General features: G+C 64.2%; 25 protein-coding genes. 11 read left to right on the top strand and 14 right to left on the bottom strand.

Features of this window, described 5'->3' with window-relative positions; all coding sequences use genetic code 11:
* Positions 1-61: 61 nt before the first annotated feature.
* The gene (locus AAHB16_RS06860) at positions 62-559 is read left to right on the top strand and encodes a YidH family protein (protein ID WP_342050433.1); all 498 of its coding nucleotides are present in this window, start codon (positions 62-64) and stop codon (positions 557-559) included.
* Complete coding sequence (locus AAHB16_RS32740) at positions 544-879, top strand: DUF202 domain-containing protein (protein WP_446718069.1); 336 nt, start codon at positions 544-546, stop codon at positions 877-879. Before AAHB16_RS06860 ends, AAHB16_RS32740 begins: the two co-directional genes overlap by 16 nt.
* Positions 880-899: 20 nt before the next feature.
* Here AAHB16_RS32740 and AAHB16_RS06855 read toward each other — a convergent pair whose 3' ends face one another.
* Both AAHB16_RS06855 and AAHB16_RS06850 read right to left on the bottom strand, forming a co-directional pair.
* The gene (locus tag AAHB16_RS06855; protein WP_342050432.1) at positions 900-1847 is read right to left on the bottom strand and encodes a Bug family tripartite tricarboxylate transporter substrate binding protein; all 948 of its coding nucleotides are present in this window, start codon (positions 1845-1847) and stop codon (positions 900-902) included.
* Positions 1848-1993: 146 nt separating this feature from the next.
* Entirely contained in the window at positions 1994-2818 is an 825-nt protein-coding gene (locus tag AAHB16_RS06850) for an aspartate dehydrogenase (RefSeq protein ID WP_150371697.1), read from the bottom strand.
* A gap of 127 nt (positions 2819-2945) precedes the next feature.
* Between AAHB16_RS06850 and AAHB16_RS06845 the strand changes: the two genes are divergently transcribed.
* Positions 2946-3893 (top strand): LysR substrate-binding domain-containing protein, encoded by a 948-nt coding sequence (locus tag AAHB16_RS06845; RefSeq protein ID WP_191002204.1) that lies wholly within the window; start codon positions 2946-2948, stop codon positions 3891-3893.
* A 42-nt stretch (positions 3894-3935) separates the two neighbouring features.
* Here AAHB16_RS06845 and AAHB16_RS06840 read toward each other — a convergent pair whose 3' ends face one another.
* The 7 genes from AAHB16_RS06840 to AAHB16_RS06810 all read right to left on the bottom strand — a co-directional run bounded on the left by AAHB16_RS06840 (position 3936) and on the right by AAHB16_RS06810 (position 12686).
* Positions 3936-4778 (bottom strand): carbohydrate ABC transporter permease, encoded by an 843-nt coding sequence (locus AAHB16_RS06840; protein WP_150373764.1) that lies wholly within the window; start codon positions 4776-4778, stop codon positions 3936-3938.
* Between the two features lie 32 nt (positions 4779-4810).
* Complete coding sequence (locus AAHB16_RS06835; protein WP_150371699.1) at positions 4811-5710, bottom strand: carbohydrate ABC transporter permease; 900 nt, start codon at positions 5708-5710, stop codon at positions 4811-4813.
* A gap of 26 nt (positions 5711-5736) precedes the next feature.
* On the bottom strand, positions 5737-7056 hold the full coding sequence (locus tag AAHB16_RS06830; protein ID WP_150371700.1) for an ABC transporter substrate-binding protein: 1320 nt from the start codon (positions 7054-7056) through the stop codon (positions 5737-5739).
* Between the two features lie 66 nt (positions 7057-7122).
* Complete coding sequence (locus AAHB16_RS06825) at positions 7123-8211, bottom strand: ABC transporter ATP-binding protein (protein ID WP_342050431.1); 1089 nt, start codon at positions 8209-8211, stop codon at positions 7123-7125.
* Positions 8212-8256: 45 nt separating this feature from the next.
* Positions 8257-9993 carry an IlvD/Edd family dehydratase gene (locus AAHB16_RS06820; protein WP_342050430.1) on the bottom strand — a complete coding sequence of 579 codons (1737 nt, stop codon included), beginning with the start codon at positions 9991-9993 and terminating at the stop codon, positions 8257-8259.
* A 232-nt stretch (positions 9994-10225) separates the two neighbouring features.
* Positions 10226-11581 carry an MFS transporter gene (locus AAHB16_RS06815; protein ID WP_342050560.1) on the bottom strand — a complete coding sequence of 452 codons (1356 nt, stop codon included), beginning with the start codon at positions 11579-11581 and terminating at the stop codon, positions 10226-10228.
* 61 nt (positions 11582-11642) lie between these two features.
* Positions 11643-12686 (bottom strand): succinylglutamate desuccinylase/aspartoacylase family protein, encoded by a 1044-nt coding sequence (locus AAHB16_RS06810; protein WP_150371704.1) that lies wholly within the window; start codon positions 12684-12686, stop codon positions 11643-11645.
* 295 nt (positions 12687-12981) lie between these two features.
* On the opposite strand from AAHB16_RS06810, the gene AAHB16_RS06805 reads away from it, so the two are divergent.
* The gene (locus tag AAHB16_RS06805) at positions 12982-13896 is read left to right on the top strand and encodes a Bug family tripartite tricarboxylate transporter substrate binding protein (RefSeq protein ID WP_223851432.1); all 915 of its coding nucleotides are present in this window, start codon (positions 12982-12984) and stop codon (positions 13894-13896) included.
* A 14-nt stretch (positions 13897-13910) separates the two neighbouring features.
* On the top strand, positions 13911-15404 hold the full coding sequence (locus tag AAHB16_RS06800) for an N-acyl-D-amino-acid deacylase family protein (RefSeq protein ID WP_342050559.1): 1494 nt from the start codon (positions 13911-13913) through the stop codon (positions 15402-15404).
* Here the strand turns inward: AAHB16_RS06800 and AAHB16_RS06795 are convergent.
* Positions 15355-16266 carry a LysR substrate-binding domain-containing protein gene (locus AAHB16_RS06795; protein WP_342050429.1) on the bottom strand — a complete coding sequence of 304 codons (912 nt, stop codon included), beginning with the start codon at positions 16264-16266 and terminating at the stop codon, positions 15355-15357. The genes AAHB16_RS06800 and AAHB16_RS06795 overlap by 50 nt on opposite strands.
* A gap of 124 nt (positions 16267-16390) precedes the next feature.
* Here AAHB16_RS06795 and AAHB16_RS06790 point away from each other — a divergent pair, with 124 nt between their 5' ends.
* On the top strand, positions 16391-17266 hold the full coding sequence (locus AAHB16_RS06790) for a LysR family transcriptional regulator (RefSeq protein ID WP_342050428.1): 876 nt from the start codon (positions 16391-16393) through the stop codon (positions 17264-17266).
* Between the two features lie 51 nt (positions 17267-17317).
* On the opposite strand, the gene AAHB16_RS06785 is transcribed toward AAHB16_RS06790, so the two are convergent.
* On the bottom strand, positions 17318-17548 hold the full coding sequence (locus tag AAHB16_RS06785; RefSeq protein WP_150371707.1) for a tautomerase family protein: 231 nt from the start codon (positions 17546-17548) through the stop codon (positions 17318-17320).
* 387 nt (positions 17549-17935) lie between these two features.
* Between AAHB16_RS06785 and AAHB16_RS06780 the strand changes: the two genes are divergently transcribed.
* From AAHB16_RS06780 to AAHB16_RS06770, 3 genes are all read left to right on the top strand, one after another.
* Positions 17936-19366, top strand: coding sequence for a GGDEF domain-containing protein (locus AAHB16_RS06780; RefSeq protein WP_342050558.1), 1431 nt, complete (start codon positions 17936-17938; stop codon positions 19364-19366).
* A 398-nt stretch (positions 19367-19764) separates the two neighbouring features.
* Positions 19765-19929 carry a hypothetical protein gene (locus tag AAHB16_RS06775; protein ID WP_342050427.1) on the top strand — a complete coding sequence of 55 codons (165 nt, stop codon included), beginning with the start codon at positions 19765-19767 and terminating at the stop codon, positions 19927-19929.
* Positions 19930-20347: 418 nt separating this feature from the next.
* Complete coding sequence (locus AAHB16_RS06770; protein WP_150371708.1) at positions 20348-20620, top strand: hypothetical protein; 273 nt, start codon at positions 20348-20350, stop codon at positions 20618-20620.
* A gap of 17 nt (positions 20621-20637) precedes the next feature.
* Here AAHB16_RS06770 and AAHB16_RS06765 read toward each other — a convergent pair whose 3' ends face one another.
* The 3 genes from AAHB16_RS06765 to AAHB16_RS06755 form a co-directional block, all read right to left on the bottom strand.
* On the bottom strand, positions 20638-22089 hold the full coding sequence (locus tag AAHB16_RS06765) for an FAD-binding oxidoreductase (RefSeq protein WP_150371709.1): 1452 nt from the start codon (positions 22087-22089) through the stop codon (positions 20638-20640).
* A gap of 24 nt (positions 22090-22113) precedes the next feature.
* Entirely contained in the window at positions 22114-23088 is a 975-nt protein-coding gene (locus AAHB16_RS06760; protein WP_150371710.1) for a tripartite tricarboxylate transporter substrate binding protein, read from the bottom strand.
* A 162-nt stretch (positions 23089-23250) separates the two neighbouring features.
* Entirely contained in the window at positions 23251-24177 is a 927-nt protein-coding gene (locus AAHB16_RS06755) for a LysR family transcriptional regulator (protein ID WP_150371711.1), read from the bottom strand.
* Positions 24178-24300: 123 nt separating this feature from the next.
* Here AAHB16_RS06755 and AAHB16_RS06750 point away from each other — a divergent pair, with 123 nt between their 5' ends.
* Both AAHB16_RS06750 and AAHB16_RS06745 read left to right on the top strand, forming a co-directional pair.
* Positions 24301-25191, top strand: coding sequence for an isocitrate lyase/PEP mutase family protein (locus tag AAHB16_RS06750; protein ID WP_150371712.1), 891 nt, complete (start codon positions 24301-24303; stop codon positions 25189-25191).
* Positions 25188-26684, top strand: coding sequence for a M81 family metallopeptidase (locus AAHB16_RS06745; RefSeq protein WP_342050426.1), 1497 nt, complete (start codon positions 25188-25190; stop codon positions 26682-26684). Before AAHB16_RS06750 ends, AAHB16_RS06745 begins: the two co-directional genes overlap by 4 nt.
* The last annotated feature ends 17 nt before the right edge of the window (positions 26685-26701 follow it).

Here is a 26701-nt window from a genome sequence, read left to right as displayed (position 1 = left end):
ACTCGCGTAAGAGCGGCGGGTGGTATATGCCCAGCAGGCATGCCTTTCACGTTCGACGGGAATGTCGGACATCGGCAGCGAGGGCTATAGTCTGCGGAACTCCGCTCCGCGGATCCCCACACTACCGCTGGCCATAGAGATGCCTCGTCCCCACGTTTTCTTGCATGAACGCGAACCGGTTCGGCCGGCGCCACCGTCGCTACCGCGGAAGAAGGATTGGCGTCTCGAGGGTGAGGACCCGGATTACCGGTTCACCCTCGCGAACGAGCGGACCTTCCTTGCGTGGATTCGAACCGCGCTGGCAATCCTGGCCGGAGGGGTCTTGCTCGAGCAGTTTGCAAACAAGCTCGCATCGATGACGGTCTCGGCGATATCCATCGGCATGTGCGCGGTGGCGATGGCGATGAGCCTTCAATCCTATCGTCGGTGGCGTGCGAACGAGATTGCGATGCGGCACAAGCAGAGCCTGCCGACTTCGTCCGCCATTCGCATGTTGTCCATCGGCCTGGTGGCCGCCGGCGCGGCGTTGATCGGGACCTTCGTGTGGACGACCCGGTAGGCGGGGCGCGCCTTCCCGATCCAGGGAGGCAACCGGAGCGGACAGCGCTGGCATGGACGAGAACTTCGGCCGCTGTCCTGGCCAACGCACTCGCCATTCTCCGCGGCGGCTTTGCCGACGGTTCACTGCCCCTGATGCTGCTCGGCGCTCTTTGTCTCGCTACGGCGTCCGGTGTCTGGTTATGTGGACGCCATCGATCGCGCGCGGTCCTTCTCCACACGCGCCGAAGCGCCGGTTTCCCGCCATGGATCGTTGCGGCCGCGGCGATGCTTTCCAGCATCGGCGGACTCGTCGAGGTCGTTGTTCGCGTCACGACCTGACGAAGCGTCGCGGTTGACGTTCACTCCATACCCATGGCGTTCTTGCGGATCACGTCTTTCCAGAGCGTGTTCTCCTGCGCGACATAGGTCGTCATCTCCGCCGGCGACTTGAGTAACGGCGTCATCCCCCGCGCGTTCATGGTTTGCACGATCGCGGGGTCATGGAGGGCGGCATCCAGCGCCGCGGCCAGCTTGCCGAGCACCGGGGCCGGGGTCCGGGCCGGGACGAACAGGCCGAACCATGTGCTGACCTCGAAGTTGGGCACGCCGAGTTCGGCGAAGGTCGGCACGCTGGGCAGCAACGGCGACCGCTTTGCGCTGCTGATGGCGATCGGCACGACCTTGCCCGCGCCCACCTGCGGCAACGTGGTGGGCAGCGGGTCCATCAAGAAGTCCACCTGGCCGCCCAACAGGTCCGCCATCGCCGGGCCGCTACCCTTGTAGGGCACATGCAGCATCGATATGCCCATCTGCATATCGAAGTAGGTCATCTGCACATGATGCGAGGTACCGGGTCCCGCCGAGCCATACGTCAGGCTGCCGGGACGCATTTTCGCTTCCGCCACCACGGCAGCGAGGTTCGGATACTTGTCGCCGCGCCCCGTGATCAGCACGCTCGGCACCGAAGCAATGCCACCGATTGGTGCGAAATCAGTCATCGGTGCATACGGGACGGACTTCATCATATGCGGGACCACCGCCATGGTGCTCGCCGCGCCCAGCAGTACCGTATAGCCATCGGGCTCCGCACGGGCCGCGGCGGCAGTACCGATCGTGCCGCTGGCGCCGGGACGGTTGTCGATGACGAAGCTGACATTGAGGATCTCGCCCATTTTCTGGAAGATCGGTCGCGCCACCGTATCGTTGATGCCGCCGGGCGGGAACGGCACGATCACGCGGATCGGCTTCGACGGAAACGGCGTCTGCGCCGCGCCCAGCAGTGGCCAGCCCGAGGCGGCGGCGGCCATGCAAAGGACGGCAAGCCGCAAACGCTGGCGCAACCTGGTACGGCGGGGCAATGCGATGCACATACGAAAGCTCCTGTTTCCTGAGTGGGGTGACAACCGTGCCCGCATCCGTTTAGCGAGATCCATGCCTGACAGCACTGCTGCCTTCAGGTACCCACGCGCAACGGGCTGCGCAGCTTGCGCAGCACCGCGAGTACGCTCTGCGCCGTAATGCGGCCGGTCTTGGGGTTCTCGGTGGGGATGTTCTGGATGCGCAGCGAGAACGAGGCCGCATCCGAGTCCACCTCGATCTCGTGCGTGTTGCGCGTCAGCGCCGGATCCGCCCAGATCTCGAGTTGCGTGCGGTCCGGACCGATGCCCGCCAGCGCCAGCGCCACCACGACGTTGAGGTTGGCGGGGAAGCCCTTCGCCGCTTCCCGCGCGGTGCCCGAGAAGATCTTGATCGGCTCGGTCACGTCGTCGATATCGATGTTGTTGTTCACGAGGTACGGCGCGCCAACCAGCCCGCGCACGGGCTTGCGCGTGATCATCCTGACCGAGTGGATGGTCCCCTCGGCGGCAGCGGTCACGGCGTCGAGCCCCAGCAGCGCACCGGTCGGCACGATGATCTGGCCGCCATGCGCGCGCGCCAGATCCACGAGGTCCATGCGGTCGAGCAGCGCACCACAACTCAGCACGATGACCGTCTTGCCCGCACGCAGCACCGGTTCGGCGATCGCGCCCACCAGCTCCGCGGGTGCGCATTCGATGACGATGTCCGCATGCTCGGCCAGCTCCGCGATGTCGACGATGGCAATATGGCCCTTTACGCCCCGCAGCTTCTCGGCGGCCCGATGCTTGTCGCGCGCGGCCACGGCCGTCAGCCGCAGGCCATGGATGCCCTGATCCAGTTGCTCGACCAGCTTGGTACCCACCGCACCGAGGCCCGCGATACCCACGCGCAATTCCCTGAGCTCCTTGTCGCCCGACATGTCGTTATCTCCTGCAAGATCGTTGGTTGTTCGTGTGCACAATGGTCAGCGCTGCAAGCGGTCAGGACAAACAACTTGAATGCAGCGACGCATGAGTTATAGTGATGCGTCACTCGTCCCCACGACCATGAAACGCCTGCTCCCACCGCTGGTATCGCTACGCGCCTTCGAGGCGGTGGCCCGGCATATGAGCTTTACGCTTGCGGCCGACGAGTTATGCGTGACGCAGAGCGCCGTCAGCCGCCATATCCGCAACCTCGAATCGCATTACGGCGTGAAGCTGTTCAACCGGCTGACGCGCGCGATCGAATGCACGGCCGAGGGCGCGCGGCTGTTCGCGGTGGTGACCGGGGCGTTTGCGCAGATCGAAGCCGTGGAAGAAGAGCTGACCGGACGCCCCACCTCGCGCCAATTGCTGGTGAGCATTCTTCCGACGCTGGCGTCCAGCTGGCTGATGCCGCGGCTGGTCAACTTCACCCAGACGCACCAGCACATCGAGATCCGGCTCATCACATCCATCGAGGCCGTATCGTTCAGCCGTGACAAGATCGACGTGGCCATCCGTGTGGGCAAGCCACCGGGCAAGCGCGCGCGGCACGGTGCGCCGCGCATCGACCTCGTGATGACGGACGAGTGGCGCGGCGTGGCGGTGGAACCGCTATTCCCCGATGTGCTCGTGCCGATCTGTAAACCCGAACTGATCAAGGGCAGGCTACCGGTGAGCCCGGCCACGCTGACGCGGCTGCCGCTGATCCACACCGACTCGCGCTTGCGGGCCTGGACCGACTGGTTCGCGGCACAGGACATTGCCTACGAGCGCAAACCGGACGCCTTGCATTTCGGGCACTTCTTCATGTCGATGCGTGCGGCGCTCGAAGGACGTGGCGTGGCACTGGTCCCCGACGTGCTGGTGGCCGACGACGTGGCGAGCGGCAACCTGATCGTGCCGGTGCGCGAGCGCGTGCAGAGCGGCGGCGAGTACTGCCTGCTCTACCGGAAAGAACGTGCCGAGGACGATGCCATCGCGGCGTTTCGCCAGTGGGTCCATGCGGAGGTCGCCGCGATGGCGCGATAGCGCCGACCCGCTGCTTCAGGCGCCGACTCCTGTAATGGGCGTCTATTCCTTGACTGCGCCGGTCATGCCGGAGACGTAATACTCCACGAAGAACGAGTACACCACGGCCACGGGTAGCGAGCCGAGCAGGGCGCCCGCCATCAGCGCGCCCCAGTGATAGACGTCGCCCTCGACCAGCTCCGTGACGATGCCCACGGGCACGGTCTTCACCTCCGATGACGAGATGAACGTCAGCGCATAGATAAACTCGTTCCATGACAGCGTGAATGCAAAGATTCCAGCCGATATCAGGCCCGGCACGGCGAGCGGAAGGATGATCTTGACCAGAATCTCCCAGCGCGTGGCACCGTCGATAAGCGCGCATTCCTCGAGTTCATACGGAATCGACCGGAAATACCCCATCAGCAACCACGTGCAGAACGGGATCAGAAACGTCGGGTAGGTCAGGATCAGCGCCCAGCGGGTATCGAATAACCCCAGCTGGAAGACAATCGAGGCCAGAGGAATGAACAGGATGGACGGCGGAATCAGATAGGCCAGGAATATTGCCAGGCCGACCTGCTTCGCGCCCTGAAAACGCAGGCGCTCGATCGCGTAGGCGGCCAGCACGCTGGCGGCGAGCGAGGCGAACGTGGACACCGTGGAGACGATCACGGTATTCAGAAGCCATGCGGGGTAGGGCGTGTCGAACAGCAGCTTCTTGAAGTGGGCGAGCGTCGGCTTGAGCACGATCAGCGGGTTCGCGCTCTGCATCAACAGCTCGCCGTCCGGTTTGAACGCCGTGATGGCCATCCAGTAGAACGGAAACAGCAATACGAAGAGGAAGATGCCGATGGGAATATAAAGCGTGACCCAGCGCCGCGGAATGGACTGCAGATACTCCATTCCTTGCTGTTCGTTTTCGATGGTCGTCGCTTTCACTTGTCGCCCCCTTGTTGCCACGCGCGCCTCTGCAACCCGAAATAGGAAAACATGATGGCCGCCAGCAGGAACGGCACCATCATCGTGGCCAGCGCGGCGCCTTCACCTAGCGATCCACCGGGAATCGCTCGCTGAAAGGACAGCGTCGCCATCAGGTGCGTGGCGTTGAGCGGACCGCCACGCGTGAGCACATAGATGAGCTGAAAGTCGGTGAACGTGAACAACACCGAGAAAGTCATCACGACGGCAATGATGGGCGTCAGTAATGGCAGCGTGATATAGCGGAACTGCTGCCATGGCGTGACACCGTCGATCGACGCGGCCTCGTACAGCGTAGGGGAAATCGTCTGCAGCCCCGCCAGGAGCGAGATGGCGACGAATGGAATACCGCGCCAGACGTTGGCGGCGATCGTCGAGAATCTGGCCAGCCACGGGTCACCGAGAAAGTCGATGTAGCGATCGATGAGCCCGAGCTTGACCAGCGTCCAGCTGATCACGGAGAACTGCGCGTCATAGATCCACCAGAATGCAAGTGCCGACAGCGCCGTCGGCACGATCCACGGCAACAGCACCACCGCGCGGAAAAACGATTTGAATGGCAGGTTTCGGTTGAGCAGCAGCGCGAGCCAGAGGCCGAGCGCGAACTTCAGCACGCTGGCAATCAGCGTGTAGAAGATGGTGTTGAAGAGCGCAAGCTGCGAGATCGAATCGCCAGCCAGGTAGCTGTAGTTGGCGATGCCGATCCATTCGCCGGCGCGGCCGATCTTGGCATCGGTAAAGCCCAGCCAGACGCCGAGTCCCAGCGGGTAAGTGAGGAACACCAGCAGCAACAGCGCGGTGGGCAGCATGAACAGCAGCCCCAGCGAATTGCGGTTGTTAGACAGGCGGGACAGCATGGCTCTCCTTGGCTGGGCTTGTTGGGCTAGGCCTTGTAGTAGCGCTCGGCACGCTGCGCCGCGCGCGCCGCGGCTTCCTTCGGCGTCCGGGAGCCGCTGGCGGCCTCCGCCACCATATCGAGCACGATATAGTCCGCCATCGACGCCGCCGAGGCAGTGCCAAGCGGACCCGCATGGCCGTTGTCGAGCATCAGCGATGCCGCGTCGCGATAGACCGTGTGCTTGGGATCCGACGTCCAGATCGGATTCGCCTCGTAGGCCTTGAGGGGCTGGCTTACATAGCCGATCGCGGCTTCCATCCAGGGGTTGTATTGTTCGGGCTCCATCATGAACTGAAGATATGCCTTCGCGGCCTTCGGGTACTTGCAGTACTTGAAGACCATCATCTGGGTGATCTGCATCAGCTCCGTCGGCTTGCCGCTGGACCCGATCGGGAAATGGGCGTGCTGGATATCTCGCGCCATCTCCTGCAATTTCGGCTCCTTCGAGTTCTTGGCCGCGTAGTAGACCGAGATGCCGTTAGCAGTCAGGCTGACCTGGCCATCGAGGAAGGCCTTGTTGTTCGACGGATCCTGCCAGGACAGCGTTCCGGGTACGAACGTCGCGTACAGCTGCCTGGCATATTCGAGCGCGGCCCAGGTCTCGGGCGAATTGACCACGACCTTGCCCTTGCCGTCGACGAGCATGCCGCCGTGCGACCAGAGCAGCCAGTGCGCCCAGTTGTTGCCATCCCCGACGGCCTTGCCGAGTGCGAAGCCGCACGGCGTGCCCTTGGCTTTCAGCGCCTGGCATAGCTTGAGGAAGCCGGCCGTGTCCTTGGGAATCGCATCGAAGCCCGCGGCCTTGACGTGGCTTTCGCGATAGACCAGCGCATTTCCCACGACGCCGAGCGGCAGCGCGATCCACTTGCCGCCGTGCATGCCGTATTTTTTGCACACGTCGTACCAGCCGCCATGCTTGCCGGCGAGGTAGGTCGCCACGTCGCTGACATCGACGAGCTTGTCGGGATACTGCTGCGGATCGTCGAACCAGCCGAGGACGATATCCGGGCCGGTGCCTACGCTGGCGGCAACCGCGGCCTTGGGGCGTACGTCCTCCCAGCCTTCGTTATCGACGCGCACCTCCACGCCGGTCTGTTCGGTGAATTTCTTCGTGTTCGCCATCCACAGATCTTCGTCGCCCTGCACAAACCGCTTCCAGCGCAAGATGCGTAGCTTGGCGTCGGGTTCGGGTTTGGACTGCAACGCGGTGGCGGCATGCGCAGGGCTGCCTAGCGTCGTGGCGGCTGCCAGTGCCGCGGTGGACACGATGAAATCGCGTCTTGTGAAGTTGCCGGAATTGCTCATCGCCTGTCTCCTCCATGTTTATGGGTATGTCACCGCCGTGGATAACGCGATTGCTGCAGCATGGAATCATTGTCGGGGCAGTGCCTGTCCCGTCTCCGCATCGAAAAGATGCGTGTGCTTGTGGTCGGGCACCAGATGCAGCGCCTGGCCCGCTACAAAATCATGTCGCTCGCGGAACATCGCGATGAGGTCGGTGTCCCCAAAGCGCGAATACACCTCGGTATTGGCACCCGTCGGTTCCACCACCGCGACGCTGGTCGGAATGCCTTCGCCTGGCGCGCCACATTCCAGATGCTCGGGCCGCACGCCATAAATGACGCGCTGGTCGTCAACGCCGGCATTCGCCGCGAGCCGCTCCGGCGATGGCAACTGCGTGCCATCGGCAAGCTCCACCTTCACCTTGCCGTTCTGGCGGCGTAACACGCCGGGAATGAAGTTCATTGCCGGCGAACCGATGAAACCGGCCACGAACAGATTGTCGGGGTGGTCATAGAGCGCCAGGGGCCGCCCGCGCTGCTCGACGCGGCCTTCTCGCATCACCACGATCTGGTCGGCGAGGGTCATCGCTTCAATCTGGTCGTGCGTGACATAGACCGACGTGGTACGCAGCCGCTGGTGCAATTCCTTGATCTCGGCGCGCATCTGGACGCGCAGCTTTGCATCGAGATTCGAAAGCGGTTCGTCGAAGAGGAACACCTGCGGATCGCGCACGATCGCGCGTCCCATCGCCACACGCTGACGCTGGCCGCCGGAGAGCTGGCGCGGATAACGGTCAAGCAACTGGCCAAGTCCAAGAATGCCGGAAGCCTTGTCGACCTTCTGCTTGATCGTGTCTTTGGGAATGCCGGCCAGCTTCAGCGAGAACGCCATGTTGTCGTAGACGGACATATGCGGGTACAGCGCGTAGTTCTGGAACACCATCGCGATGTCGCGCTCCTTTGGCGGCAGCCGGTTGACCACGCGGTTGCCAATGGCGACCTCTCCGGACGTGATTTCCTCGAGCCCTGCCAGCATGCGCAGCAGCGTGGACTTGCCGCACCCGGATGGGCCGACCAGTACCGTGAACTGCCCGTCCGGAATGTCGATGCTGACCCCGCGAATGACCGGCGTGCCGCCGAAGTTTTTCTTCACCTCCCGAATCTGTACCGATGCCATGCGTTCTGTCTCCTTTGTCTCGCGTGGTCTCGCACTTATGGGCTGCTAATGATTGTCCTTGGGGATGCCCGCGCCGCTCTTGCCGACGAGGAAGTCGAGGTCGGCGCCTCGGTTGGCCTGCTGCACGTGCTCGAAGTAAAGGCGCGTCCAGCCGCGTTCCATCGGCGCCTGCGGCGGTTGCCACGCGGCGCGTCGCCGCGCGAGCTCTTCGTCGCTCACGTGCAAATGGAGCTTGCGCGCCTCGACGTCGAGTTCCACGAGGTCGCCGTCCTCCACCAGCGCCAGCGGGCCGCCCGCGGCGGCCTCCGGGGCCACGTGCAGCACCACGGTGCCGTACGCGGTGCCGCTCATGCGCGCGTCGGAGATGCGCACCATATCGGTAATTCCCTTGCGCAGCAGCTTGGGCGGCAGGGGCATGTTGCCGGCCTCCGCCATGCCCGGATAACCGCGCGGGCCGCAGTTCTTCAGGACCAGCACGCAGTGTTCGTCGACGTCGAGCGCTTCGTCGTCGAGCCGTTCATGCATGTGGTCGCTGTTCTCGAACACCACGGCGCGTCCGGTATGCCTGAGCAGGGCGGGACTTGCGGCCGAAGGCTTGATCACAGCCCCGTCCGGGCACAGATTGCCGCGCAACACGGCGATGCCCGCGTGGGGCTTGAAGGGTGTGTCGAAGGCATGGATGACGTCGCGGTTCCAGTTCGGTGCGTCCTTGCAGTTTTCCCAGAGCGTCCTGCCGTTGACCGTCGGCGCATCGCGCGCCAGCAGCGGCCCCATTTCCCGGATCACGGCAGGCAGGCCGCCCGCGTAGTAGAAGTCCTCCATCAGGTGCCGGCCCGACGGCTGGAGATCCAGCAGGCAGGGCAGGGCGTGGCCGAGGCGGTCCCAGTCATCGAGGTCGAGCTCCACGCCGATACGCCCGGCGATGGCCAGCAGATGGATGACCGCGTTGGTCGAGCCGCCGATCGCCGCATTGACCTTGATGGCATTCTCGAATGCCGCGCGGGTCAGGATCGTTGACATGACGAGGTTGTCCTTGACCATCTGTACGATGCGTCGCCCCGATGCGCGCGCGAGAATGTTGCGGCGCCCGTCAACGGCCGGAATCGCGGCATTGCCGGGCAGGCTCATGCCGAGCGATTCGACCATGCACGCCATCGTGGAAGCCGTGCCCATGGTCATGCAATGGCCGTGAGAACGGTGCATGCAGCTCTCGGCTTCAAAGAAGTCTTCCTGCGACATGTGTCCCGCGCGGACCTCTTCCGACATCTTCCACACGTCGGTACCGGAGCCCAGTTCCTGTCCGCGGAACTTGCCGCTGAGCATGGGGCCGCCCGAGACACCGATAGTCGGCAGGTCGCATGACGCGGCGCCCATCATCAGCGCCGGCGTGGTCTTGTCGCAGCCCATCAACAGCACCACGCCGTCGATCGGGTTCCCGCGAATCGACTCCTCGACGTCCATGCTGGCCAGGTTGCGGAACAGCATGGCGGTGGGGCGGAGCAAGGTTTCCCCCAGGGACATTACCGGGAATTCGAGCGGAAATCCGCCCGCTTCCCACACGCCGGTCTTGACCTGCTGAGCGAGCTCCCGGAAATGGGAATTGCAGGGCGTCAGCTCGGAGTAGGTATTGCAGATGCCGATGACCGGGCGGCCGTCGAACTGGTCATGGGGAATACCGCGATTCTTGAGCCACGAACGGTAGATGAAGCCGTCTCGGTCTAGCCGGCCGAACCAGGCCTGGCTGCGTAGCTTTGGCCGGCTCCCATTGTCGTCGTCGTTCACTCGGGTCTCCTGCGTTCTGCTTCATACGGGGTGCAGATCCGGATACCCGCGACCACACCGCTGCGCCGCACGCATGCCGAGTCCAAGGCAGTCTAGGTCACGGCCGTGAACAGTTGAATGGGAATTACCAATAATGAGTGATAACCCGTACGCATCTCCGAACCCGGAAGCGCGCGTGACCCGGATTTTGGAATGCAATTAATCGCTGGGTCAAAGTCGCCGCCGCCGTCAGTTAGACCTGGACTGCGGCAAGCGCCTCCACCTCAACGCGCGGCGTATTCCGCGTGGCAATCCAGTACAGCATGGCGCTCAACGCCGCGGCGGCCGTGCCCACGATGGCGAGCGCCGTGGCAAGGCCGTTCTGCGGATCGGCCAGCCGCTCGTTGATCCAGCCCACCGCGAAGGGACCCACGCCACCGCTGATGGCATTGGTCAGAAAAACGAGCAACGCAATGGAACGGCCGCGCATCCGGTTGGGAATGGCAATCTGCAGTGGCACCGGCGCGAGCGCCATCACGACACTGGCGGCGAACGCGCAGACGCCGTACATGGCGAGGGCGGCCATTGCCGAAGGGGCCAGTGGCGCGATGCACGCCGCCGGAACGAGCGCGGTGGCCGCGCACGCGGCGATGCGCAACACCTTGCGCAGGGCCCCGCGGTCGGTGACCTTCCCCACGAGCAGCGTGGCAGCGATCACGCCCGCCATCCCGCCGAGCATATACATCGGCCCGGCAAGCTTTCCCACTTCGCTGGCACTGAGTCCGAACCGTCGAATGACCATCGTTGGAAACCACGCCGCGTGCGAATAGAACAGCAGGATCAGCGCCACATAACCGAAGAAGTAGGGCAGGCAAAAGCGGTTGCGCACGAATAGTTCGCTCAGCACCTCGCGCAGCGGGGGCGCGTCGCCGGCATCGTCCGCATTGCGGGTGCCTTGCCGCGCGGGCTCCTTGATCGTCAGGGCCACCAGCGCGGCAAGCGCGATGCCGGGGAGTCCCACCGTAAAGAACACCATCTGCCAGGGGTGGAGGTCATGCGCGGTCAACCACGCCGACATCGCGGGCTGCTCCATCCATCCGAGCAACGCGCCGCCGCCGAGCAGCGCGACGCCGCCACCTGCATACGGGCCGAGCATGAACGCGCCGCTCGCACGCGCCACCTTGCGAGGGGGGAAGAGGTCGCTGAAGATCGACAACGCGGCAGGACTCAGCGCCGCTTCGGCGATGGCGGTTCCCGCGCGCCAGAGCAGAAGCTCCCAGAACGTCGTGGCGGTGCCGCACATGGCGGTGGAAACGGCCCAGATGGCCACGCAAGCCGCGCTGAGCAATACTCGATTGGACCGGTCGACAAGCCGCGCCACGAAGACGCCCGCCGTCGCGTAGCACATCGTGAAGGTGATACCTTGCAGAAGACCGATCTGCATATCGCTCAGCGAGAGCGACGCCTTGAGCGGCTGAACCAGAATGCTGACCACCTGGCGGTCGATGTACGAGAACGCGAAGCACAGGAAAAACATCCCGACGATGTACGCATGGGAGAAGGCGCGATACGTCGTGGCTTCGGAGGAAGAAGGGTGGTTGTTCGGCATGTCGTTTTGCAGGGGGGAGGGGTAACGGCAGCGAAATAAAAAAAGTGCAATCGGCGGCGGGCTATTGCCAGCGCGCATCGGCCGCCAGCAGCGCGATGCAGTCGCCCGGCTCGACCCGTGCAAACGTACGCGCGCAGACCACCATGCCATCGCCGGCGAAATGCAGTTCGCGCGGCGCCTCCCACGGCGCGTGCGGATCGAAGAGCCGCCCCGCCAGCTGGCCCGCGGCCACGGTGTCGCCGCGCCGGAAGCAGGGCTCGAACACGCCATGTCGCGGCGCGAACAGATAGTGACGGGCGCCGTCAACGCGGATCAGCGCGGTGGGGCGCGCTGCTGCCTCGGGCCGGTCGTCGCGCGTGAGCCCCGTCGCATGAAGGAATCTGCGCAACCCGTCCTCGACGATCTTCACGCCGTCGACGTTGCAGGCGGCGCCGCCCCCAAACTCGCCGCACAGGAACAGCGTGCCATGGCGCTCCGCCGCCGCGCCATAGGTCCGGTCTTCACCGAGCAGATCCATGATCATCGTGTGCGGCGCGGCGAAGGCGTCCACCAGCCGGATGTATTCCGCATGCCGTTCCGCATTGCCGGGCAGCGCGGCGAGCAGCGTCGGCATATGGTCGAACGATGCGCCGCCTGCGTGCAGATCGAACACGATGTCCGCGCGCGGAAAGAGCTCCGTATCGACATAGTGCGCGATCATCGCCGTCAGCGATCCGTTTCGATCGCCGGGGAACATGCGATTCAGGTTGCCGCGGTCGATTGGCGAGGTTCGCGAGCCGTTGAGGAAGGCGGGGAAGTTCAGCGCGGGGATGACGATCAGGCGGCCATCGATACGCATCGACGGCATGCGTTGCAGCAGCTTCATCAATGCCACCGGCCCCTCGTATTCGTCGCCGTGGTTACCGCCCGTCAGCAGGACCGTGGGACCGTCGCCATGCTTGAGCACGGCAATGGGCGTGGGGATATGACCGTAGGCCGAGCGATCATGCGAATAAGGAATGCGTAACGTGCCCGTCTGGAAACCCTCGCGGTCATAGTCGATGTCGGTCGAGATCAGCGACTTCTGTGAGGGTTTGGAGGTGGGGGTGGACGGTCGTGCATGCATGGGGGGATCTCCTTGGAACGGGAACGGGCATGCATAAACTATTGACGATTTGATGACGGCGGACAATTGCCGTTGATTGCAGCCGCCGATGCCTTTCAGGCATCGCATCCAGCGTTTCTCTACTATTCCGTGTCGGAATACATCATCGACGAAACTTCACTAGGATCCGCCGTCGCCCTCTGGCGATACTCCTCGTCGTGACATCAAGGATCGAGGAGAGTGAGAGATGATGCGTCCGACAAGAAGCGTCCTGGCCTCTATGGCCATCGGGCTGATAGCGCCAGCGCTGTCAGGGATGAGCGTCGCCCATGCCGCGTGGCCGGAGAAGCCTGTGAGGCTGATCGTGCCAACCGCACCGGGCGGCTCGCCAGACATCGTGGCAAGGCTGTTCGGAGAAGCGCTTTCCCGGCGGCTCGGGCAACCTGTGGTGGTCGAGAATCGGCCCGGAGCCGGCGGCAATATCGGCATCCAGGCGCTGCTGGCCGCGCCGGCCGATGGCTATACCGTGGCCTACGGCAACAATGCCACGCTGGCCACGAACCGCTTCCTGTACAGCAAGCTCCCCTACGATCCTGACAAGCTGCTGCCCATCGTCGGGCTCGTGACCACCTTCAGCATTCTCGCCGTCAATCCGTCGCTGCCCGTCAAGTCGGTCCAGGAACTGGTGAGCTATGCGCGCGCGAATCCCGGCAAGTTGTCGATGGGCTCGGCGGGTAACGGCACCACGAGCCATCTGGGCGGGGAACTGTTCAAGGTCATGACGCAGGTCGATATCACGCATGTCCCATACAAGGGAAGCACGCCGGCCCTGCAGGACCTCGTCGGCAACAGCGTGCAGCTGATGTTCGACAACGTGCCCTCGATCGGCCCCTACGTGTCGTCGCATCGGGTGCGTGCGCTGGCCGTGACGTCGCGCAATCGCTCGCCCCGTTATCCCGATATTCCAACGTTGTCGGAAGCGGGTCTCAAGGGCTATGAGGTCACCGCGTGGGCCGGGCTGGTCGCGTCGCCGGGCACGCCTCCGGAGGCGGTCGAGCGGCTGAACAAGGAGGTCAACGCGATCCTGCGCGATCCGGAGTTCCGCGCGCAGCTGGACCGGCTGTCGTTCGAGCCGCTGGGCGGGACTGCGCGCGACTTTCAGGCGCTGATCGCCGCCGAAACCGTGAAATTCGGCGAGCTCGTGCGCAAGAGCGGCGCCAAGGTGGATTGAGGATGAGCATGACCATTTCATTCGACACCATCATCCGCAACGGCGACCTTATCGACGGTACGGGCGCTCCGCGGCGATCCGCCGATATCGCGATACGCGGCGGGGAAATCGTCGCGATCGGCGACCTGCGCGATGCACGGGCCGTCACCGATATCGATGCCACCGGGCTGGCCGTGACGCCCGGCTTCATCGATACGCACACGCATGACGACTGGCTGGTGTTCCAGTCGCCCGAGATGCTGCCAAAGGTGACGCAAGGCGTGACCACGATCATCGCAGGCAATTGCGGCATCAGCCTGTTCCCGCTGGTGACCGACGCGATTCCTCCGGCGCCGCTCGATATCCTGCGCGGCGGCTACCGGTTCGAATCCGTGCAGGCGTACCGGGAGACGTTCGCCGCGAGTCCCGCCGCGGTCAACGTCGCGGTGCTGGTCGGGCAGTCCACCCTCCGCGCGCGGCACGTCGGTCAACTGGGCGCGGCTGCGAGCGACGCCGAGATCGATCGCATGCGGGAGGATGTGGAAACGGCATTGCAGGAGGGCGCCATCGGCGTGTCGACGGGCACGTTCTATCCACCATCGGCCGCCGCGTCCGAGGACGAGATCGTGCGCATGTGCGAACCCATGCGGCGGCTCGGCGGGGTCCTGGTGTCGCACATGCGGGACGAGAGCGACCGTGTGCGCGAGTCCATCGACGAAACGGCGCGGATCGGCAAGGCGCTGGGCGTGTCCACGGTCATCTCGCACCACAAGCTCGTGGGCAAGCAAAACCATGGCCGTAGCCGCGAGACGCTTGCGCAGGTGAACGCGCTGGCGCAGACCATGCCGCTGTGCATGGACTGCTATCCGTACGCCGCGTCGTCGACGATGCTGCGTCCCGAGCGCGTGGACCAGTGCGACCGCATCCTCATCACCTGGTCGGCGACCCACCCCGAGGTGGCCGGCCGGTATCTGGAAGAGATCGCCGAGGCATGGGGACGCACGCGTCGCGAGGTAGCGGAGTCGCTCACGCCCGGTGGCGCGGTGTACTTCATCATGGACGAGGGCGATGTCCGCGACATCCTTGCCTATCCGGACACGATGGTGGGCTCCGACGGCATTCCCTCCGACGAGACCCCGCACCCGCGTCTGTGGGGCACGTTTCCGCGCGTGCTCGGGTTGTACGCACGGGATCTGGGCCTGTTTCCGCTCGAGCGCGCCGTCCATAAGATGACGGGCCTCGCCGCGCGGCGCTTCGGCCTGGAACGCCGCGGGGAACTGCGCGTGGGGCATGTGGCGGATATTACCGTGTTCGACCCCGCGACGATCCAGGATCGCGCCACGTTCGACGATCCGGTGCAGCCGTCCGTCGGCGTTCTCCATGTGCTCGTTGCCGGCGAGGCGACGTTGCGCGATGGCCGGCCCACCGGCAATCGGCCCGGACGCTTCGTGGGCTCGACGCTTGTGAAAAGCGATGCGGTCAAGCCGCCGGCATCTCCTCCGAACGCTGCTCGCGCAGCCATGCAATGAAGGTGTGCATCGCGGGGTGGGCCAGCTTCTCTTCGAGGCAGACGAAGTAGTACGACTTCGGCGACACGTAAGCGGTGGACGAGAGGCGGATCAATCGTCCTGCCCGAATATCCTCGCCCGTCACGTAGTCGGGCAACAACGCGACACCCATGCCGCCCAGCGCGGCCTGCAGACCCATGGTCAGCAGGCCGTAGCGTGGGCCGTCGCGCTCGGGTTGCCGGATGCCTTGCTGCTTCAGATAGGACGGCCAGGCTTCGAGCGCCGCCATCTGATGCAGCAGCGGCAGGCGCTTCTTCGTGGCCGTGGCCAGCGTCGCTCCGGCCGGCAGCAGCTCGGGGGCACAGACCGGGAAGAGCTCGAGCGGCATGACCTTCATCGAGTAATGCTGCGGCGGCGGGTCCGAACAGTACATGATCGCGGCATCCTGCTGGGCGTTCTCGAGATCGATGGGTCCGACCTTCGTGGTCACGTTCAGCTGGATCTGCGGCTGTTCTTTCGCGAACCGGAGCAGCCGCGGCAGCAGCCAGATGTTGCCGAGCGATACCGGCACGGAGAGGTTCAGCCTGCCTCCTGCGGCCCATCCGGATTGCACCTCGCGGGTCGCTTCCTCCAACATCGCTAGCGCCTTGCGCACGGTCTTCAGGTACTCCTCGCCGATTGGGGTGGCGGCCATCGCGCCCTTGCGGCGATTCAGCAATCGCACGCCGAGAAAGTCCTCCAGCTCCGTGATCTGCTTGCTGACGGCGCCTTGCGTCAGGCAAAGCTCCTCGGACGCGCCCGTCACGCTGCCCAGGCGGGCAGTGGTCTCCAGGGCAACGAGATTGGTCAGCGCGGGAAGATGGCGTCCAGTGGTGCTTTTCATGGCGGTCGGGTGGTGGCAGTCGCGGTGGTGCAGTTGCTCTCGCGGGAAGATACAACGTTTCTGCCCGCCCGCACCATGGCGTGACGGTATCATCGCCAGACGTTTCGCTCCGTTCGGGAACATCATGGAACTCCGGCATCTTCGCTATTTCACCGCCGTCGCGGAACTGCGCAGCGTGCGGGCCGCATCGGAACAGCTGCACGTGACGCAACCCGCCATCTCGCGGCAGATCCAGGATCTCGAAGAGTCGATAGGCGCCGCGCTGTTCGAGCGCACCCCGCGCGGCCTCAAGCTGACGCCGGCGGGGCAGGCTTACCTGGAGGAAGCGCGCGAGATCCTCGCGCGCGTCGATGCGGCCAACCGCCTCGCACGCAGGATCGCGGAAGGCGTGCAGGGCCATCTGCGTATCGGCTTCGTGGAAAACGCGGCGTGGAGCGGCGTCGTCTCGGACGCGCTTCATGCCTTCGAGCAAGCGGCACCGCATATCGCGCTCGAGCTCATGCCGATGAACACGCCGGAACAGCTGGAGGCGATTTCAGCAGGGCGCCTCGATGGAGGCTTCTGCTATCGCTTCGGCACGCTGCCGGAAGGCATCGCGAGCGTTCGCATCCTCGAGCAGAACGTCGTGCTGGCCGTGCCGGCGGCGTGGCCGCTCGCTAGCCTGGCCTCCGTTGCGGCCGCCGAGTTGGCGGGAAAGCCGTTCATCGCATTTCCGCGGCGCGTCTATCCCGCATATCACGACCATTTGCTATCCGTGTGCGCGGCGGCCGGCCTCACGCTCGACATCCGCCAGGAAGCCTCGACGGAGACTGCAATCCTGTCGCTGGTATCGGCGGGCATGGGCGCCGCCATCGTCAATGCCGCGAATCGCGACCGTCCGCCGGCGCGCGTGCGCTTCGTGGCGTTGCGGGACCTGTCGGTGCCGTTGCCGCTCGAGTTCTGCTTCGCCGCCGCGGAGACGAACGCCGCGCTGAAGCGATTCGCCGCGCAGTTCGGCTAGCCTGGAGGCTATCCCCGTGTTTGCCGCGCCGGCGACGGATGCGACTGGGGACTACGCGCCGCCCTTGTCGGCCCGAGTTCCGAGTCCCATCTTTTCCAGCGTCAGCGTCTCGTCGGCGCGCCCCCAGCCGCCGTCCGCGACTTCCTCGACGAGCACCATCGAATAAGGGCGGACGCCCTCACCGAAATACTCGACGAACATCGCCGTGGTGCGGTGGATGATTTCCTCCTTGCGGGCATGATCGAGAATCCCCTCCGGAAACTTGAAGTTGGCGAATGGCATGGCAGTACTCCTGTGTGGTTGCGGTGTTGGTGCGAGGAGTATTGAGGATCCTGGCTCGGCGATAAATCCCGTGCGCTGGTTACAGCATCCGGCATTCGCCAACAATCGACGGCGATTCGCGCCGGGGGAGGATGTCCCATCTTCATCTTTGTCATGCACCGCCGTTAACATGGGAGGTTGGCTATCGTCCCGCATGGCAGGCGCATGCCTCGGAGGTGTCTTTCCCGTGGGAGGAAGGCTTTTTGACGGGCATGTGACAAGCTGTCCTGACTTTTCATCGTGTTATCTCGTATTCACGCCAAAGCAGTTGCCCCCTGGGTGGGTCGCCATCCGGTGCTCGTCGGTGTCCTCGGTACCTTGCTGACTCTCGTCGCGTTTGGCATTTCCATGCTGACGCTCTGGTCAGCGCGTGAAACCGCGCTGTTGCATGCCCACGAGACGTCGAAGAACGTGGCTGCGGTGCTGGTCAACAACATTGCCAGGACCATGGACTCGTCGGACCAGTCGCTGCAAATGCTGATCGCGGCATTGGCCAGGCCGGGCATTCGGGCCATGGACCCGAAGACGCGCCATGAAGTGCTGTTCAACGGCACGGCGGCGGCCAGGTACGTGACGGGGATGGGCGTGACGGACGATCGGGGGCAGCTTATCGATGGCTGCTGCTCGAGCACGCACAAGTGGGACTTCCGCGACAGAGACTACTTTCGGGTGCATCGAAGCGGGGCAGACGTGGGGCTCTACGTGTCTGCCGCCTACCGGGCGCGCTCGCGCGGCGGCGTCGAAGCCATCGCCCTGAGTCGGCGAATCGCCCGGCCCGACGGGGAGTTTGCAGGGGTGGCGGTCCTTGCGATCGACGTCGATTACTTCCGGCAGCTCCTTGCCCAGCTCGATGTCGGCCGCCGCGGCGCGACGGCGATCGTGCGTATCGACGGCAGCGTGATCGCGCGCAATCCATCCTCGGGCGTCATGCCGGCGCCTGACCTCAAGCTGTCGCCAACGTTTCCCAGAATGGTGAACCAGCAATCGGGCTTCTATGAAGCCCGTTCGTCCATCGACGGCGTCGTGCGGCTCTACACGTACCAGCGCGTGCCGGGGACACCGTTCATCGCGGTCATGGCACCCGCGAAAGAAGAGGCGTTGGCGTCCTGGACGCGGCTATGCTGGGGCGTTGGCAGCGCGTCATTCGCGATCAGCGTGGCCTTCTGCACGGTCGTATGGTTGCTTTCCTTCGCGCTCAGGGATCGGGTGAGGGCGCAGCAGCACCTGATGGAACTCACGCAAACGGATTCCCTGACCGGCCTGAAGAATCGCCGCGCGTTGTCCGCCGCGCTGGAAAGCGAGTGGGCGCGATTGCAGAGGAGCGACGGGCACGCAGCGGTCCTGTCGGTGCTTTTCGTGGACGCGGACAACTTCAAGGACTACAACGACGCGTTCGGCCACGCCATCGGAGACGAGGCCCTCAAGCGACTGGCCTCGCACCTTCTGCGTCATGCAACACAACACAATGGCCTCGCCGCCCGCTACGGCGGCGAAGAATTCGTGGTTGTCTTACCCAAGACCGACGAAGGCACCGGCATCCGCATCGCCGAGGCCATCCGCCATGACGTGGAACGTCAGGGGTCGTCAGCGCACCCACCATTCACCGTCAGCATCGGCGGCACCACGACCCGCTGGTCCCCCGCCGGCTCCATCGACCACCTGACCAAATCGGCGGACGACGCCCTTTACCAGGCCAAAAGAGAAGGCCGAAACCGCGTCGTCTGGAGGGGGTGGCGGGACGGGGAGGCATGTGTGGAGGACGGGGCGTCGGTGGCGTGACGTTATTGGCGCAAGGCAGCATGTCGGAGCGCCTCGCCGCGGGTTAGATCGTGGCCCCCCTCAGCGGCCTTTCGTCACTTGCGTCCAATGGGACCAGACGGTGGTCGTGTCACCCATTGGTCTCTGAATCGAAGAGATCTCTAGGGGTCCGTGCTCACGCCAGTTGCGCTCAACAGCGACCCGCGAGGAACGGCCTCGTCGCAGGCGCGCAGTGCGACGGTATCGATAGTATTTGTTATCGGTATAGATGAGAATTGGTTGGATGGGCGATCCTTTAAATGCGGCGCTCCACATCGGGCAGATCACGCAGCACACGCGCTCGTATGTACACTGGCGACCTGCCACGCAGGCTCTGCATGCCTGGCACCCACGGTGACAGGATGGAATCAGGAGAAGCCATGACGCAAGCCAACAAAATCCCAGGTACCGACGAGGCATGGGACAACGGTACGCTGGGCGCGGATGAGCAATACGTGCAGGTCGCACCGACGGCGCTTCAGGAGCAAGTCGATTCGCCTTTAGGCATGCAGGCAATCTCCATCCGCCTGCCGTGCGAAACGTGAGAAGGCCGCGCAGTTGAAGGGCGGTGGTGCACGCCGAAAGACAGCGTAGTCACTTGCACCCACTCGGGTGCAGGAAGTGCGGATCTGATGCGCCTTGCGCATCTAAGCTCTCAGTGCGGAAGGCTTTTTCATTTTTTGGGATCGCACCCCACTCTCTCTCCTTGCGAGGGATGCAAGTGTGTCGCCTCCTAGTCGATATGTTTCGACCTCCATTGTCGTCTTCCCGAGTAGGCGCTGCAGTTTCTTGATTTCCTTAATCGCGGCGTCAAGCTCCGATGCCGGGACCACAGTTTCGCAACGAGCTCATTCACGGCGCCGATGTGCCAGTCCGTGGGCCATCGGCCCTGCGCTAACCAGCACGTTCATCACGCCGTTACCGACCGTAATCTCGGTGCGTCGCTGTCAATCGCAGTCGCCGTTGAGCGACCCAGTACAGCGTCCGGAGGGGCGCCGCTTCTGCCTGGAGGCGTGCGGCCAGATCGGCAGGCGGCGAGACTCGCAAGCCGAACTCCACGGCACAGGCGAGTCCGATGACTTGTTGCCTGATCGTCCGCGCATTCATTTGATGTCCGAGGGAGGCGAGGACGAGCGGCCAGTACTCGCCTTCGCCCGCACTCCGAGGAAGGCGGTGTCGAGCGTCTCGCAGTATTTCCTGCCGCCGGTTCCTCACTTCATCGAGCAATACGGATAACTCTTCCTTGGGTGTCCTCAGTGGATGGCGCATGGGTCGTCGGGCTCGGGAAGTACACGCCCAGGGTTCAATAGATTCTTCGGGTCCAGCGCCCGTTTTACTTGCCACATCAACTGCAGTTCCACCTCAGACTTGTACTTCCGCAGGTCGTCGCGCTTCACCACACCGATACCGTGCTCCGCGGAAATAGAACCGTGCTCACGGTGTGCGAGGCCGTCGACGGTCTCCGATACTACCCTGTAGTGCCGCGCCAGAAACTCGGCCGCCTGCTGGTCTCGAGGCCTCAGAGGATTGAAATGGACATTGCCATCGCCCAGGTGACCGTAGATGACGAGGCGAATCTCGGGGTCGAGCGCTAGCACCTCGGCCGACGCGGCGTCGATAAAATCGGCAATGCGCGAGATCGGTACGGACACATCGCACTTGATACTGCCGCCCGCGCGCGTTTGCGCATCGGAGATGTCTTCGCGAATGCGCCAGAAAGCCTGAATATCGGCAAGGCTCGCCGCTATTGCGGCGTCTTCGATCAGCCCTTCCGCGAAGCCGAGCTCGAGAATGTCCAATAGTGCCGCGTGCAATGCCTCGTCGGTGCCGCCCGATGTCAGCTCCATCAGAACCATCCATTCGTGCGCGTGTTGCAGAGGCGATTTCGCATCGCCAAGGTAGTCCAGAACAAGTTCTAGCGCGGGAGCGGACACGAGCTCGAATGCGCTCACGGCGTTGCCAGAGCCGATTTTCGCGGCCTGAAGGAGCGCGACTGCCGCATGCGGGTTCTTTACCGCGATGAAAGCCGCCGCGGTAGCCCTCGGCTGCGGCGCGAGCTTCAGCACCACGGCGGTGACAATGCCCAACGTCCCCTCGGCACCAATGAAAAGTTGCTTGAGGTCGTAGCCCGTATTGTCTTTGCGCAGCCCCTTGAGCGACGAATAAATACGGCCGTCCGGCAGCACGACTTCGATGCCGAGCACGAGGTCTCGCATATTGCCGTACCGCAGTACGGCGGTGCCGCCCGCATTGGTGGAGACATTGCCCCCGATCTGGCACGATCCTTCGGAGCCAATGCGCAGCGGGAAGAGTCGCTGCGCGTTCTCCGCGGCCTCGCGCGCAGCCGCGAGGGTGACGCCGGCCTGCACCGTCATGGTGTCGTTGACGACATCGACCGACAGCACGCGGTTCAGCTTTCGCAGGCTGATGACGACGGCCGTGCCGGTATCGTCGGGGACCGCGCCACCCATCAGCGACGTATTGCCGCCCTGCGGTACGACCGGGACGTCGTGCCGGTAACACCACGATACGACATCGCCCACCTGCTGCGTCGAAACAGGCGTTACCACCACCATGGCCTCGCCGTGGAAGATGCCGCGGTAATCCGTGAGATAAGGCCGCTTGTCCTGTGCGGCTACGGTGCAGTTGGCGGCGCCGACCAGTTCGGTCAGGGCTTCAGCGGCGGTCTGGACTGAAACGGTCATGCTGGATGCTCGCATCGTGCAGTGTCACTCCGCGCTTGCGCCGGAGTTGCGGATCAGCGTTGCCCATTTCGGGATTTCCTTTGAGACATGCGCCTTGAACGCCTCGGCGGTGCCACCCTCGGGCGTGGCGCCCAGTGCCGCGAGTTTTTCGCGCAGGCTCTTGTCCTGCAGCGCGATATTGAGTTCCTTGTTCAGAGCCGCGACGATGGCCGAAGGCGTGGCGGCCGGTGCGAAGAGCCCATACCAGGAAGAGATCTCGTACCCGGGAAGTCCGGACGACGTCATGGTGGGCACACCCGGGAGAAAGCCCTGCGGCTGCGGGCTGGTGACGGCAAGCGCGCGCAGTTTTCCGCTCTGGACGAACGGCAGCACGGATGGCGCATTGTCGAACATCACCTGCACCTGTCCTGCCATCAGGTCCGTCAACGCTGGAGCGCTACCCTTGTACTGCACGTGCTGCATCTCGATGCCCGCCATGGAACGGAACATTTCGCCCGCGATGAAAGTGGAAGAGCCGAGTCCCGACGAGCCATAGTTGACGGCGTTCGGGTGCGCCTTCGCATAGGCAATGAAGTCGCTGACGCTCTTCACGGGAAGCGAAGGACTGACGACCATGATGTTCGGGAAACTCGCCACGAGCCCGATCGGTGCAAGATCCTTCTGCAGGTCGAATGGCAGCTTCTTGTAGAGCGTGACGTTGATGGTGTTCGCGTTCGAGCCAAGAAAGATCGTGTAGCCGTCAGGATTCGACTTGGCGACTGCATTGGCGCCGATGCTGCTTGCGGCGCCAGGCCGGTTGTCGACGACGAAGGTCTGTCCCATCTGGACGGACAGGCGATTGGCGATCAGCCGCGCGAGCGAATCTGCGGATCCGCCCGGTGCGTAGCCGATGATGAGCCGGACGGGCTTGGTCGGGTAGTGGGAGTCGGACTGGGCCTTTCCCAGTAGCGGCAGGAGCAGGGCGGTCGCGGCGAGAAGGGGGAGGGCAAGGCGCTTCATGATGGCAGTCATGCGAAATGGATGATTCGGGTAACGGTCGCGTGGCCGAACCTGCGGCCGGCGAACCTATTATTGGTTTCCGCCGCCCTCCGAATCAATGCAGTCGCCGCCGCTAAATCGTTGCCCTGTGGTCAACGATTCGGCGACACTGCGCCCCCCGACCTAGGTCCCGCCGGCGAAAAGCGGCATCTGCGTAATGCACCGCTGTACTTCCTGCAGGGCGGCCGAAGACGCTCGCCCGGCGCGAACGATCAGCTGGACCGTGGCGGCCTCCAGGATGCTGTTCCGGATAGGGATATGGACCAGTTCCCCGGTGGCAACCTCGCGTGCGACCGCGTTGGCCGACAGAAAGGTGACCGTTGCGCCGGATTTCACGTGATTCTTCACGGCGGCGAGCGAGTTCGAGCTGAAGTGCGGGACGAACTGGATTCCCTCCGCGTACTCGGCGGACACCAGCAACTGCCTGACACCAAACTGTTCCTGCATCAGCGCCACGCGGTGCGGCAGCACATCCTTAAGCGCGATGGGTGCCCGCATTCGTGCCAACGGATGCCCGGGCGCCGCGATCAGCCCCACCGGTAGCGATCGTGACCGCAGCAGGCGTACGGATCCACTCTCGGGCGAGCAGTACGCAATGCCGATATGCGCCTCGTCCTCCAGCACCATGCGCACCACCTCATAGCTGCTGACCTGGTCGAGCTTCAGGTTGATGTTCGGATAGCGCTTGCAGAAGTCGAGTGTCAGCGTCTGGCTGAGTTGTTCGAGAAATCCTTCCCCGGCGACGATGCGAATCTCGCCACGCTGTAGTCCCTTGAGCTCGTCGAGGCGCGCGAGAAGCAGCTCCTCGCTGGCCCAGCGGTCCCGGCAATGCTCGATGACCAGACCGGCAGCCTCGGTCGGCCGGACGTTGCGCCCGTGGCGTTCCAGGAGGCGGCACCCGAGCTCCCGCTCCAGTTGCTGGATCTGCCGCGTCACCACCGACGCCGCGACGTCGAGGCGCTCGGCAGCACCGCGGATGGAACCGGCTTTGACCACCTCGAAGAAGTATCTGAGCCGGTGCTCGTTGACGACCCGTCCTGCCTGACCCATTGCATCTCCAAGCTTGCGTTTCGGCAATTGTTGCCTGCGTAGCAACGAAATCGCAAGGGGGACGTTATTGTTCACGGGCTGGGGACCCCGCAGACTGTCGATTCTTCTCACTGGCAGCGATCCATGTCTGAAATCTTCAAGCTCGGCGCCGGCGACGCATTGCGCGGACGGCTCGAGACCACCGGCTTTCTACCGATGCCCTCGGTGTGGGACGGCCTGAGCGCGAGGGTGGCCACACAGGCCGGATTCGACGCGCTGTTCGTGTCGGGCCTGTGTGTGTCGGCCGCTCGCTTCGGGGGGCCGGATCTGGACCTCATCAGTTTCGCGGAGCTGCTCGACGCGCTCGTGATGGTGCGCGAAGCGGCGCCAGCCGCATTGGTCATGGTCGACGGCGACCATGGATTTGGGAATGCGCTGAACGTCGAGCGCACCGTCCGGGCGTTCGGCCGAGCAGGCGCGGCAGCCATCATGATCGAGGACAAGGCGTCTCCGCGTGTGCTGGATGCGCAGGAGAAGCTATGCCTGCCGCGGAAAGAAGCGGTCATCAAGGTCCGCGCCGCCGTCGAGGCGTCCCGCGAGTCCGGCATGCTCGTGCTTGCGCGGACGGATTGCCGGCCAACGCTTGGCCTCGACGAAGCGTTGGCGCGCATCGCGCTATTCGTGGAGGCGGGTGCGGACATCGTGTTGCTCGATGCGCCCGCCAGCGAGGAAGAGATCGTGCGATCCGTCGCCGCCGCACGCGGCCGGCCCGCTTTTGGGGTCGTGACTGGCGAACCATCGCGTCCGCCGTATTCCGGAAGACATGCGCAAAGCCTGGGACTGCGGCTGGGCACGTTTCCGTTTTCAACGCTGGCGCCCGCCATGCATGGCATGCGCGAAGCGTTGGCACAGCTCGCTTCGGAAGAGGGGCGACCCTACGCCTTCGATCGCGCGGCATTGCGCCACGTGCTGGGATACGACGCCTATGCGACTCGCGCCGAGGCATTCACCACGCAGCAGACTCTTGTCGAATGAAGCGAATCCTGATTGCTGGCTTCCAGCACGAAACCAATACTTTCGCGCCGACCAAGGCGACGTACGAGAGCTTCGAGCGGGGCGAAAGCTTTCCGGCCATGCGTCGCGGCGACGCCATTCTGGAACTGCGCGACGTGAATCTTCCGGTTGGCGGCTTTCTGCGGCGTATCCGTACACTGGGACATGCCGTACAGCCCGTAATATGGGCAGGAGCGAGTCCTTCGGCGCACGTCACGGAGGACGCGTTCGAGAAGATTGCCGCCGAGATCGTGGATGCGGCAAAGCAATGCCGCCCCGATGGTGTCTACCTCGACCTGCACGGTGCCGCTGTCTGCGAACATCTCGACGATCCCGAAGGGGAGTTGCTGGCACGGTTGCGCGATGCGGTGGGTCCAGACGTCAGGATCGTCGCATCGCTGGACCTTCATGCCAACGTCACGTCCGGCATGCTCGGCGCGGCGGATGCATTGGTGGCATATCGCACATATCCGCATATCGACCTGGCTGCGACAGGCGCCCGTGCCGCGGATCTGTTGCATCGCCTGCTGGAACGTCCGAGCCCCTGGCATCTGCACGCGCGGCGCGTCCCGTTCCTGATTCCCATCAATGCAATGTGTACGCAGATGGCGCCTGCCGCGGATGTCTACGCGGAACTCGCCCCTCTGGAGACGGGCGCGGCGGTGGAAAGTCTTTCGTTCACGCCAGGCTTCCCCGCCGCCGATATTCCCGAATGCGGCGGCGTCGTCTGGGGTTACGGGGCCGACGCGTCGGCCGTTGCCGCGGCAGTGGACCGTCTCCATGCCTGCGTGACGGCCGACGAGTCCGCGTGGGATGCGGGATTCCTTACGCCCGAAGCGGCGGTGGCGCGCGCGCAGGAGATCGTCCGAAACACCGGTGGGCCGGTGATCATCGCCGATACGCAGGACAACCCCGGCGCCGGCGCTGACTCGAACACCATGGGTATGGTTCGCGCCCTGCTGGCGGCGGGAGCGACAAATGCCGCCGTCGGCCTGATATGGGACCCGGAGGCAGCGCGCATGGCCCACGCGGCGGGTGTTGGCGCACGGATGACGTTGTCCATCGGCGGGAAGTCCGGTGTGGCAGGCGATGCGCCGCTCATCGCCCGATGCATCGTGCGCCATCTGTCCGATGGAAAGCTGCGTTACGACGGCGTGATGAAGCATGGATTGTGGACGGACATCGGGCCCGTCGCGGGCCTCGAAGTGGACGGTGTCACGATCTGCGTGTGCTCCGTCAAATCTCAGGTTATCGATCGCAATCTGATCCGTGCGGCCGGCGTCGAGCCCGCGGAGGTGGACATCCTCGTGGTCAAGAGCTCGGTGCATTTTCGTGCGGACTTCGAGCCTATCGCGCGCGCGGTGCTCGTGGCGAAGGCGCCGGGACCGATGGCCGCCGACCCTGGCGACCTGCCCTGGCGCCGCCTGCGGCCAGGCATGCGCGTGCGCCCGAACGGCCCAGCCTTCCTGTCGTAACCCTTTCGAGGTCTGTC

Source organism: Cupriavidus sp. OTU4054, assembly GCF_038440175.1.
GTDB classification, from domain to species: Bacteria; Pseudomonadota; Gammaproteobacteria; order Burkholderiales; family Burkholderiaceae; genus Cupriavidus; species Cupriavidus pauculus_D.
This window is presented reverse-complemented; position numbering and strand designations above follow the sequence as displayed.